Below are 12095 nucleotides of genomic sequence, written 5' to 3' on the forward strand. Positions count from 1 at the left end.
GTTTTAAGCACATCAGCTTTTTAGATGAGCTAATGGATTACTTTTTCGCTTTAGCAAAAGCGGCAGCGAATGCTCCACCCATTGCAGCGTTTTGTTGCGGCTCTTCACGACGGCGTTGGCCACCTTGCGAGTTTTGATTCGAGCGGTTTTGTGTACGAGGTGCACTTGAACGTTGAGCACGGTTGTCTTGTCCAGGCTCGTCCTTCATACGCATGCTCAGTGCAATACGTTTACGCTGAACATCCACTTCCATCACCTTCACTTTCACGATGTCGCCCGCTTTAACCACTTCACGTGGGTCAGAGACAAAGCGATCGGTGAGCGCTGAAATATGCACTAAGCCATCTTGGTGAACACCAATATCAACGAAGGCACCAAAGTTAGCCACGTTCGATACCACACCTTCTAAAATCATGCCCGGTTCTAGATCTGAAACACTGTTTACGCCATCGGCGAAGGTTGCAGTCTTAAATTCAGGGCGAGGGTCACGGCCCGGTTTATCGAGCTCTTTGATGATGTCGCTGACCGTTGGTACACCGAAGTTCTCATTGGTGTAATCGATGGCGTGTAAGCCACGTAAGAAGTCTGTGTTACCCACCAGAGATTTGATGTCTTTGTGGTTTTTCTCAGCGATGCTTTTCACTACTGGGTAAGCTTCTGGGTGAACCGATGATGCATCCAGTGGGTTTTTGCCATCCATAATGCGTAGGAAGCCGGCACACTGTTCAAAGGCTTTTGGACCTAAACGAGCCACTTTCTTCAACGTAGTGCGCGCTTCAAAACGACCATTCTCGTCACGGAAATCCACGATGTTCTGAGCAATGGTGCTAGACAGACCAGCAACACGAGTCAGTAGCGCAGCCGAAGCGGTATTCACATCAACACCAACCGCGTTTACACAGTCTTCGACAATCGCATCTAGGCGCTTAGCGAGCATAGTTTGGCTCACATCGTGTTGGTATTGGCCCACACCGATCGATTTAGGGTCAATCTTCACTAGCTCTGCCAGTGGATCTTGCAGACGACGAGCAATAGACACCGCACCACGAATTGATACATCCATGTTCGGGAACTCTTTTGCAGCTAGTTCAGACGCGGAATACACCGATGCGCCCGCTTCGCTAACAATGATCTTTTGCGCTTTTAGGTTGCCGCGTTTAATTACGTCAGCCACAAAGCTGTCGGTTTCGCGTGAAGCCGTACCGTTACCAATCGCAATCAAATCAACATTGAATTGACGAACCATCTGCTCAACCACGTGTGCCGATTTGTCGTATTGCTTTTGAGGTGGGTGAGGGTAAATAGTTTCTGTTGCCAAAACCTTACCGGTTGAATCCACGACAGCGATTTTCGAACCGGTACGTAAACCTGGGTCCAAGCCTAAGGTTGCTCGAGGACCAGCTGGCGCTGCCATGAGTAGGTCTTTTAGGTTGGTTGCGAATACTTCAATCGCTTCGATCTCTGCACGCTCTTTCATTGCGCCCATCAATTCAGTTTCCATGTGCATAGAAACCTTGATGCGCCATGCCCAGCTAATCACTTGCTTACGCCAAGCATCCGCAGGAGCACTGCTCAGAGTAATGCCGTAGTGATCAGAGATAATGTTCTCACAGTAAGAACCACGAGCGCCTTCTTCTTGCTCAGGATCGGCATTCATCGCCAGTGTTAGGAAGCCTTCATTGCGGCCACGCAGCATGGCAAGTGCACGGTGAGACGGCACTTTGCTGAGTGTTTCGTTGTGCTCGAAGTAGTCTTTGAACTTCTCGCCTTCTTGCTCTTTACCTGTCACTACACGAGCGACTAGCTCTGAGTTGCGTGTTAGGTGTTGGCGAATCTTTTCTAGTAGGTTTGCGTCTTCCGCAATGCGTTCCATGATGATCGCACGAGCACCATCGAGAGCAGCTTTGGTATCGGCAATGCCTTTATCGTTGCTGATGAAGTTCGCCGCTTCCGTTTCTGGATCGTGCTGCGGTTCATTCCACAGTGTGTCGGCAAGTGGTTCTAAGCCCGCTTCAATCGCGATCTGGCCTTTAGTGCGACGCTTTGGTTTGTAAGGTAGGTATAAATCTTCTAGACGAGTCTTGCTGTCGGCTTGAGTGATATCACGCTCGAGTTCTGGCGTGAGTTTACCTTGGTCTTGAATCGACTTAAGAATCGTTTGGCGACGATCATCAAGCTCACGAAGGTATGAAAGGCGACTATCAAGGTTACGTAGCTGGGTATCGTCTAAGCCACCCGTAACTTCTTTACGGTAGCGGGCAATAAAGGGAACGGTATTACCGTCGTCAATTAGGTTGACTGCGGCAGTGACTTGCTCAGAACGGACATTCAGTTCTTCAGCGATCAGTCGACAGATAGCTTGGCTCATCCGATGAATCTCTTATTTAATATCATGACAAATACATGGGGGTGAGCGTACGCTTTTTCTAGCTTTGGCTGTGTAATTATCCTGTCAGAAGTCGAATTTCCGTTTCTGATACCCGCTTTGTGCGAGATCTCTTACAAGTGATGTGAGAGTAAGTCGCTTTAGACCGATGAAATCGTCTTGATGTTACACTAAGTTGCTGATTTTATTTGATTGTGTGTTTGTGGGCGTATTTCTCACCTGAAATGTTTTTTAAGACTATCTAGGAAACACGGCCATTTGCCGTAATATTTAACTTGTCGACAGGGAGTTGGCAGGAACAGGAAAAAGCCTAATGGACTAGGTATCTTCAGGATGAAGATTTGATTACTTAGGATGAGTGGTCAGCAAGGAAGTGATAATCTCTGGATGAGATTCGCCAGTCAGGATGACAGGCTAGAATGGACACCGCTAGGATGGCGATGAACAAAAAGGAAATTGGTTAAAGGATTTAGCCACTATCAAGGAAAGATGCAGGGAGCACCTTATCTCGAAGAGATAAACAGTAGCCGGATTGCTGCGATAGAGACTTAACCCCGCTAGGCGAAAGCCTTGCGGGGTTTTCTTTTATCTGGAGTTTGGGTTTGCTGAACACTCAGTTTATCGCTAAGTGTTTATTAAGTTTGGTTATTCGTTGTCTGCGTAGCGAATCGAGTTAATGAACCACTCTTTGTCGCCTTCCGGTGTTTTTACCGTAAACTCGTCATCTACTTCTTTCTTGAGCAGAGCTCTAGCCATTGGTGAGTCGATAGAGATATAGCCTTTAGCATCGCCGTAGATCTCTTCTGGGCCGACAATTCGAAACTTCTTAATTTCCCCATCATCATTCTCAATTTCGACCCAAGCACCGAAAAATACCTTACCTTCTTGTTGTGGCGAGTAATCAACGATCGTGACATCAGGTAGGAACTTTCTTAAAAAACGCACTCGGCGATCGATCTGACGAAGTAGACGCTTATTGAAGGTGTAATCTGCGTTTTCTGAGCGATCTCCAAGGCTTGCCGCCCAAGTGACTATCTTAGTAATTTCAGGGCGTTTCTCGTGCCATAAGTGGTCATGTTCTGCTTTGAGCTTGTTATAACCTTCTCGAGTAATAAGTTTGGTTTTCATAAATCTGACTTAATGAAATGATGATCTAAGATAGAATATATAGAAAGGCAACATACGTTAACAATTATTTAGGCGACTTTTTCTCCAATAATGTTACATTTTTAATGTCTTATACCAATATACAATTTACCAAGAATGCTTAACCTTAGGTTTAAGCTTTAATAGGTGGAACCATTACATGCAAGAAAACTACAAAATTTTAGTGGTCGATGACGATGCTCGTTTACGTGCACTGTTAGAGCGCTATCTGTCAGAGCAGGGCTTTCAAGTGCGTAGCGTGGCAAACAGTGAGCAGATGGACCGCCTGTTAACCCGTGAAAATTTTCACTTGATGGTATTGGATTTAATGTTGCCGGGCGAAGATGGTCTATCGATCTGTCGTCGTCTACGAAACGCAAACAACTCGCTACCAATCCTGATGCTTACTGCAAAGGGTGATGAAGTGGATCGCATTGTGGGCTTGGAAGTGGGTGCTGATGATTACCTGCCAAAACCATTTAATCCACGTGAACTGCTTGCTCGTATTAAAGCTGTACTGCGTCGCCAAGTCATTGAAGCACCGGGTGCACCAAGCACAGAAGAGTCTGTGGTTGAGTTTGGTGAGTTCCGCTTGAACTTAGGTACTCGCGAAATGTTCCGCGGTGAAGAGCCAATGCCGCTTACTTCGGGTGAATTTGCGGTTCTTAAGTCCTTGGTAACGAATGCTCGTGAGCCAATGTCTCGCGATAAGCTGATGAACATGGCTCGTGGCCGTGAGTATTCAGCAATGGAACGTTCTATCGATGTTCAGATTTCACGTCTGCGTCGTCTAGTTGAAGAAGATCCAAGCAAACCTCGCTACATCCAAACGGTGTGGGGCTTGGGTTATGTATTCGTTCCAGATGGCAAAGCTGTGTAATTCAGCTTAATAAGCTCTACAGTAGCTTTATCGATTCTGTGAATCTTACGGGTCATCTCATTAATATGCGATGGCCCGTTTTCTATTCAGCACAATGGTTTAGAGTTATAGTCATATAACACTTTCTTTATCTTTCTACATCTCGGGTACCCCATGCGTATACGTAGCTCCTTTACTCAGTCGATAGTGCTTTTCTTAACGCTATTGGTCGCTAGCCAAATTTTTTCTTATTACGCGGTGTTTAACTATGCGTTGATGCCAAGTTTGCAGCAGTTTAATAAGATTTTGGCTCACGAGCTAAACCTGGTATTGGACCAAGGCAGTGATATCGAGATCGATGCGCCATTGCGTCAGCGTGTGCTTGAACAGCTCGGGGTAACCGTTCACGCCAAGGACAGCGAAGCGGCGGGTGAGTATTACCATGCGGTCGCAATCGACCTGATGAGTGAGGAGATGACCAAGGAGCTGGGTTCTGAAACTGAAGTGCGGCTGATCTTGGGTAAAGAGAGCTATGTGCTTTGGATGGACATTGCGCAGTTACCCAACTCTTTAATTCGTATTCCGTTATCAGAGCTGCAAGAAGAGGATTTTGCACCACTGTTTCGTAACAGTCTGATCATGGCGCTGTTGATTGTCGCAGGTGGTTGGCTGTTTATCCGATTGCAAAACCGTCCGTTGATAGCGCTAGAGAAAGCGGCGCAAGGTGTCGGGCGAGGTGATATTCCACCGCCATTGCCAGTTCAAGGCGCACAAGAGATTCGCTCGGTAACTCGAGCCTTTAACCAGATGTCGAAAGGCATCCAAGAGCTAGAAGAAGACCGCGCCTTGTTGATGGCGGGTATCAGCCATGATTTACGTACTCCGTTAACGCGTATTCGCTTAGCGACTGAGATGATGTCACCAGAGGATGCCTACTTAGCTGAGGGGATTATCAGTGATACCGAAGAGTGTAATGAAATCATCAGCCAGTTCATGGATTACCTAAAGCCTGTCGACCGAGATTCATTCCAAGCGGTGTTTGTCGATGATATTGCTCGTGAGGTATCGAGCTCTGAGGGTGGCTACGAGGTTCAGATTGAAACCGATATTCCAGAATCGATGAAGCCAGCGCTAGGTAATCCGATCGCGATGAAGCGTGCTGTGAGCAACTTGGTGGTGAATGCGCTGCGTTACGGTAATGGTTGGGTCAAGGTATCAACTGGTATGACGGCGGATAACAAGCTTGCTTGGGTGACGGTAGAAGATAACGGGCCGGGTATTCCACAAGACCAGATCGGAAAGCTGTTTGAACCTTTCACGCGTGGTGACACGGCTCGTGGTAGCGAAGGAACGGGCTTGGGCTTAGCAATTGTGAAACGTATCGTTAGCCAGCATCAAGGTGCTGTTGTGGTCAATAACCGCAGTGAAGGTGGCTTAAAAGCGCAGATCAGTTTCCCGGTTAAGCCCTAGTTATCATCGGTCCGTTTGATGACGATAAGTTCGGTTCGAGGAACGGTTAAGAGATCCCCGACTCGGTCATTCTTCCCTCTCCGAGGATGACGAATTGCTAACCATGGACTTTGATGATGAAAGTTTACTTTGATCGTCATTCCCTATCGTGAGGAACGAGCGAATAGGGAATCTCGCTCTTGCTTGATGAAAGTAACGCACACTAAAAAGGCTTCCTTGAGGAAGCCTTTTTTACGTTTGAATACGGTCTCAGTGTTAACTATGCCTTAGTGTTAACTACGCCTTAGAGTAAACATCGCGTTCACCCAACCAACGGTTGATGATCGCCTTAGCATTGTCTGGGTAGCTATCGTGAATATGACGCGCAATACGCTGCACTTCAGGTATCAAACGTTGGTCACGAATTAGATCGGCGATCTTGAAATCAGCCAAGCCAGTTTGTTTGGTACCGAGCAATTCACCGGGGCCACGGATTTCTAAGTCGCGCTGTGCAATCACAAAGCCATCGTTACTTTCACGTAGCACACCTAGGCGTTTCTGAGCGGTTTTAGACAGCGGAGAGTGATACAACAATACACAATGACTTGCGACCGAACCTCGGCCGACACGGCCACGCAGTTGGTGCAGTTGCGCTAGGCCAAGACGTTCTGGGTTCTCGATGATCATTAAGCTCGAATTCGGAACATCCACACCAACTTCAATCACGGTTGTCGCAACCAATAGATGCAGCTTGTTCTCTTTGAACTCTCGCATCACCGCTTGTTTCTCGGCGGGTTTCATACGGCCATGGACTAAACCAATTTTTACGTCAGGCAGTTTGCGTTGTAGCTCTTCTGCTGTATCAGCTGCAGCTTGAGCTTCCAGTACTTCCGATTCATCAATCAGCGTACATACCCAGTAGGCTTGTTTGCCTTCATTGAGACACGCATTTTTCACACGTTCAACAATGTCATCGCGCTTGGTATCAGGAATTGCCACGGTTTGAATTGGGGTTCGTCCCGGTGGCAGTTCATCAATAATCGAAGTTTTGAGGTCGGCATAGGCCGTCATTGCTAACGTTCGTGGGATTGGGGTAGCGGTCATGACCAACTGATGGGGGTAGTAGCCTTGCTTTGCGCCTTTCTCACGTAGCTCTAATCGCTGGTGGACACCAAATCGGTGCTGTTCATCAATGATCACTAAACCAAGGTTTTTGAACTCGACATGCTCTTGGAACAGGGCATGAGTACCGACCACCATTTGCGCTTCGCCACTGGCAATACGTGTTAGTTCAGTTTCACGAGCTTTGCCTTTGAGCTTACCTGCTAGCCATCCAACTTGAATACCCATTGCCTCAAACCAGTTGGCAAAGTTAATCGCGTGTTGTTCTGCGAGTAGTTCAGTGGGTGCCATAAGTGCTACTTGTTGACCGTGTTCCAATGCGCGAACCGCCGCCAGTGCAGCGACTAAGGTTTTACCAGAGCCCACATCACCTTGCACTAAACGCATCATAGGATGCGGCTTTTCCAAGTCAGCTTCGATCTCTTTGGTCACTCGTGCTTGGGCATTGGTTGGTGAAAACGGCAGCTGAGCCAGTAGCTTATCTTTAAGGGTGTTTACTGGAGGAAAAGGCATTGCCTTGTCTTGCTGCCCTTTGCTACGAACAGACAACATAGACAGGTTTTGAGCCAGTAACTCTTCCATAATTAGGCGCAGTTGCGCAGGGTGCTTGCCTTCATCAAACAGCTCTAGGTCAATGCCCGGGGGCGGCCTGTGAATGGTATGCAGTGCTTGTGCGAGGGTAATTTGGTGGTCGTATAAACCTGATGGGAGAAGCTCGTTAACTGCGGCCTTGTCGATTAGCTCTAAGGCTTGATCGGTAAGATTACGCAGCGTGACTTGTCTTAGCCCTTCGGTGGTTGGGTACACCGGAGTCAGATTGGCTTCAACGTCTGGCTGTTGCCTCGGCGCAAAGAATTTGTAGTCAGGGTGGACGATCTCAAGCCCCATATTACCGCGCTTGATCTCACCATAAGCATGCACTTGTTTGCCTTCGGTAAAGTTATTCTTCATGCCTGCAGTGAAGTTGAAAAAACGCAGTGTAATAGTGCCATTACCATCACTGATCTTTACTGCGAGCATCTTACGTTTACCGAAAATGGTATCGACGTGCATTACCTTGCCTTGCACTGCTGCCCATAAACCAGCATGCAGTTTTACGATTGGATAGATACGCGTTCGATCTTCATAGCGCAAAGGCAGGTGAAATAGCAGGTCTTGTACATTGTTAAGCCCAACCTTCTCTAGTTTCTCTGCGACTTTAGCGCCGACTCCAGATAAAGAGTTGAGAGGGATAGCAGATAAAAGCTGTGACATAACAAGGCTCATAAACGTAAGAGAGATGATCTATTCAAGCATTTTACTGGATTTTTGTACAGGCAGGAATGGGAGGGAGCGCGGTAAATACTAGGATTACGGTTATAAAAATCCCCTTAAGCGATAAAGCATTAAGGGGATTTAAATTCTTGGCAAAACTATTATCAAGTTTAAACGTTAGTTCTTACGACGTCTTACTTTCAGCGCGTGTGGCATCACACGTAGCTTTTTCATAATACTTGCAAGATGAACACGATCTTTGGTGGTCAGCAAGATAGTCACTGTGTACAGGCGTCCATCACGTTCTTCAGTTGAAATACCGTGAATGTTCGAGCCTGTTTTCGAGATAACGTTAGTTAACTCAGCCAGTGCACCTTGGTGATTCTGCAGATCAACCTGAAGTTCAGCAGTGAACTCTTGGTCGTAATCGTCAGACCATTCAACCGCCATGTATTTGTCTGGTTCTTTCTGGTAACCACGAACGTTTGGACACGTTTCACGGTGAACCACAAGGCCACGACCTGGCGATACATGGGCAATGATGTGATCATCTGGAATTGGGTGACAACAGTTAGCGAACGTCAGTAGTAGACCTTCAGCACCACGGATAGCCAATTTCTTCCTTGGTGTGTCGCTGTTGTTTTCCACTTCAGTCAGTTCGTCAGCATCACCCAGTAGACGACGAGCAATAACGATACTCATCAGCTCACCAAGACCAATCGATGCCAGTAAGTCTTCAACATTGTCTAGGCGAAGATCAGACAATACGTGGTCGATATTCTCTTGGCCGATATCGCCAATAGAGTGTTCGCCAAGTGCATGATTCAGTAGACGACGGCCTAGCGTGATCGACTCTTCACGACGCATCGTTTTCAGAACCTGACGGATCTTAGTACGCGCACGTGATGTCACCACGTAGTTGAGCCATGCTGCATTCGGACGTGCGCCCGGAGCACTGATGATCTCAATAGTTTGACCGTTCTTCAGCGATTTGCTGAGTGGGTAAGGGTTCATGTCTACACGAGCACCTACACACATGTTGCCGACATCGGTATGCACCGCGTAAGCAAAATCGACCGCTGTTGCGCCTGCCGGAAGCTCGACAATGCGACCCTTCGGCGTGAACACGAAGATCTCATCTGGGAACAGATCAGACTTAACGTTTTCAATGAATTCGAATGAGTTACCCGCGCTTTGTTGCAGCTCAAGTAAGCTCTGCATCCAACGTTGTGCTTTAACCTGTGCGGTTGTGCCATTACTGCTGCGTGAGCCGTTGCCTTTGTAAGACCAGTGCGCTGCGACACCTTTGTCTGCCATTTGATCCATATCTTCAGTACGGATCTGAACCTCAACTGGCACCCCGTGAGGGCCGATCATTGACGTGTGCAGAGATTGGTAGCCGTTGGCTTTTGGTACCGCAATGTAATCTTTCATGCGGCCAGGGCGAGGCTTGTACAGGCTGTGAGCCTGACCAAGTACGCGATAACAAGTATCTGGGGTATCAACCACGACGCGGAAAGCGTAGATGTCCATAATGGTGTGGAAGCGCTGCTCTTTAGTTTTCATCTTGTTGTAGATGGAGAACAGGTTTTTTTCACGACCAAGTACGCGAGCAGGCAAACCGACCTCTTCAAGGCGGCCTTCAATTTCGCTATGGATACGTTGGATCATTTCCTTACGGTTACCACGCGCAGCTTTCACTACGTTTTTAAGTACGCGATAACGGTTAGGATAGAGGGCTTCAAAGCCCAGCTCTTCTAGTTCGGTCTTGATGTTATGAATACCAAGACGGTGAGCTAGTGGAGAATAAATCTCTAGGGTTTCACGAGCAATACGACGCTTTTTGTCAGGACGAAGTGCCCCAAGCGTGCGCATGTTGTGAGTACGGTCAGCTAATTTGATCAAGATAACGCGGATGTCTTGCACCATGGCGAGAACCATCTTGCGGAAGTTCTCTGCTTGCGCTTCTTTGCGATCACGAAATTTAAGCTTATCCAGCTTAGATACACCATCAACCAATTCAGCAACGGTATTGCCAAATTTTTCCTCTAGATCTTCTTTAGTGACATCACAGTCTTCGATGACATCATGAAGCAGAGCAGCTTGCAGGGTTTCGATATCCAGACGCATTTCTGCCAGGATTCTTGAAACAGCTACAGGGTGGATAATGTATGGTTCACCGCTTGAGCGGGTTTGCCCTTCATGGGCGTCTCTCGCTACCACATAAGATTGACGCAGAGCCTCAATTTGAGGCTCTGTTAGGTATTCTTGGGCAACGTCTTTGAGGCTATCGAATAGATACAAATTAAAGGCCCGGAAGGTTAATTAGTTCGAATGACGTTCTTAACGAGTGTGAGCGATGCTGCTTACTGCTGCAAGTTCAGCTGCTTCTTGCTCTTGTTGCTCTTGACGCTCACGAGCATCTAGTACGTCTTTAGTGATAAGACCTTCTTCGATTTCGCGAAGAGCGATAACCGTTGGCTTATCGTTTTCTTCAGGCACTAGTGAATCTTTACCGCCAGTTTGCATTTGACGTGCGCGGCGAGCCGCAATAAGAACTAGGTCGAAACGGTTGCCAACTTTTTCAACAGCGTCTTGAACAGTTACGCGTGCCATGAGGACTCCAAATAGTAATTAACTAATAAATTTTTGATGACGAGAAAGTATACAAGTTTAACTAGATACTTTCTAGATCACCGTATACTTATCTCAATAGAAAATCTAGGGGATCTAGATTATTCCGCTAATAAAGCAGTAAGCATGCCGCTGTATTTCGCTGCTTGCTTATCTTCTTTTAAGCGCTCCGCACGAATGATAGCTCTGAAGTCCATTAGGGCTGCATCAAAGTCGTCATTCACGATCACATAATCATATTCTGCATAGTGAGAAATCTCTGATTTTGCTTCGCTCATGCGTTTCGCAATAACTTCGTCGCTGTCTTGACCGCGAACATTCAAACGACGCTCTAGCTCACCATTTGATGGTGGAAGAATGAATACACTCTTCGCTTGAGGCATTTGTTCACGGATCTGACGAGCACCTTGCCAGTCGATATCTAGGAACACATCGATACCGCGGTTTAGGTTTTCTTCAATCCAAACGCGTGAAGTACCGTAGTAGTTGCCGAACACTTCAGCGTACTCTAGGAATTCACCTTTAGTAATAAGGTCTTCAAAATGATGCTTCTCTACGAAGTGGTAGTGAACACCATTTTCTTCACCAGGGCGCATACCGCGAGTGGTGTGTGAAACAGATACCTTCATTGCGTAGGTTGGATTGGTTTCTAGCATTGCTGAGATCAAGCTCGACTTACCTGCGCCACTAGGTGCAGATACGATGTAAAGAGTACCTTTGCCCATCTGTATATTTCCACTGTTGGTTGGATTGAGTGGAGGCAATAAACCTACACTTTAAAAGATAGCACTGACTCTAATTTTTGTTCCGATGGCGCATCTACTAATTGTGCCGTTGGTTACGTCTATAAAGAGATAACGAGTAAAACTAATAGAAGCAACTGGTGAAAATTAGGTCAGAAAAATGGAGGCGAAGAGTAGCATATTTAGATGATTGAGAACAACTGGCTTGATCGTTATTTATCAGCAAATGATCTTCTCAAAGATCTTTGTATAAATGTAATGACTCGTCATCGGTACTTTTTTATGTGATCTGGACAAAATTTGTTGAAGTTTTAATCTCAATCCTTACAATCCGCGCAAACGATTAAATGCTGTATATATCTAGGGTCTGTTGACCTTTCGCGATGGAGTTTTGTTCGAGAAAAAATCGTTTTAGGCGCGGCAAGGAGTTTGTAGCCTAGTATTCTAAGTAAAGACTCCTTAACAAAGCATAAAACGATTTTAGCCGAACCCTTCGGGCAGC

8 protein-coding genes are annotated in these 12095 nt (G+C 46.7%); 2 read left to right on the forward strand and 6 right to left on the reverse strand.

Annotated elements, in window-relative coordinates; translation table 11 throughout:
• Positions 1-37: 37 nt before the first annotated feature.
• Complete coding sequence (locus AB6E54_RS12025; protein WP_102332604.1) at positions 38-2368, reverse strand: Tex family protein; 2331 nt, start codon at positions 2366-2368, stop codon at positions 38-40.
• 663 nt (positions 2369-3031) lie between these two features.
• Entirely contained in the window at positions 3032-3514 is a 483-nt protein-coding gene (gene greB, locus AB6E54_RS12030) for a transcription elongation factor GreB (RefSeq protein ID WP_017062470.1), read from the reverse strand.
• 178 nt (positions 3515-3692) lie between these two features.
• Between greB and ompR the strand changes: the two genes are divergently transcribed.
• Positions 3693-4412 (forward strand): two-component system response regulator OmpR, encoded by a 720-nt coding sequence (gene ompR / locus AB6E54_RS12035; RefSeq protein WP_008218409.1) that lies wholly within the window; start codon positions 3693-3695, stop codon positions 4410-4412.
• Positions 4413-4565: 153 nt separating this feature from the next.
• Positions 4566-5861, forward strand: coding sequence for a two-component system sensor histidine kinase EnvZ (gene envZ, locus AB6E54_RS12040; RefSeq protein ID WP_102332605.1), 1296 nt, complete (start codon positions 4566-4568; stop codon positions 5859-5861).
• Between the two features lie 276 nt (positions 5862-6137).
• Here envZ and recG read toward each other — a convergent pair whose 3' ends face one another.
• From recG to gmk, 4 genes are all read right to left on the reverse strand, one after another.
• A complete protein-coding gene (gene recG, locus AB6E54_RS12045; RefSeq protein ID WP_372105872.1) occupies positions 6138-8216 on the reverse strand; it encodes an ATP-dependent DNA helicase RecG in 2079 nt (692 codons plus the stop codon).
• Positions 8217-8393: 177 nt separating this feature from the next.
• On the reverse strand, positions 8394-10520 hold the full coding sequence (spoT, locus tag AB6E54_RS12050) for a bifunctional GTP diphosphokinase/guanosine-3',5'-bis pyrophosphate 3'-pyrophosphohydrolase (RefSeq protein ID WP_017062467.1): 2127 nt from the start codon (positions 10518-10520) through the stop codon (positions 8394-8396).
• Between the two features lie 39 nt (positions 10521-10559).
• Positions 10560-10832, reverse strand: coding sequence for a DNA-directed RNA polymerase subunit omega (gene rpoZ, locus AB6E54_RS12055; protein ID WP_009848003.1), 273 nt, complete (start codon positions 10830-10832; stop codon positions 10560-10562).
• 119 nt (positions 10833-10951) lie between these two features.
• Positions 10952-11575, reverse strand: coding sequence for a guanylate kinase (gene gmk / locus AB6E54_RS12060; RefSeq protein ID WP_017062466.1), 624 nt, complete (start codon positions 11573-11575; stop codon positions 10952-10954).
• Positions 11576-12095: the final 520 nt, after the last annotated feature.

Source organism: Vibrio sp. 10N.247.311.49 (genome assembly GCF_041467655.1).
Classification (GTDB): Bacteria; Pseudomonadota; Gammaproteobacteria; order Enterobacterales; family Vibrionaceae; genus Vibrio; species Vibrio crassostreae_C.

Excerpts from the sequence above, each read along its gene's own strand:
- AB6E54_RS12025 (WP_102332604.1), bottom strand. The coding sequence starts at position 2,368 with ATGAGCCAAGCTATCTGTCGACTGATCGCTGAAGAACTGAATGTCCGT.
- greB (WP_017062470.1), bottom strand. The coding sequence starts at position 3,514 with ATGAAAACCAAACTTATTACTCGAGAAGGTTATAACAAGCTCAAAGCA.
- ompR (WP_008218409.1), top strand. The coding sequence starts at position 3,693 with ATGCAAGAAAACTACAAAATTTTAGTGGTCGATGACGATGCTCGTTTA.
- envZ (WP_102332605.1), top strand. The coding sequence starts at position 4,566 with ATGCGTATACGTAGCTCCTTTACTCAGTCGATAGTGCTTTTCTTAACG.
- recG (WP_372105872.1), bottom strand. The coding sequence starts at position 8,216 with ATGTCACAGCTTTTATCTGCTATCCCTCTCAACTCTTTATCTGGAGTC.
- rpoZ (WP_009848003.1), bottom strand. The coding sequence starts at position 10,832 with ATGGCACGCGTAACTGTTCAAGACGCTGTTGAAAAAGTTGGCAACCGT.
- gmk (WP_017062466.1), bottom strand. The coding sequence starts at position 11,575 with ATGGGCAAAGGTACTCTTTACATCGTATCTGCACCTAGTGGCGCAGGT.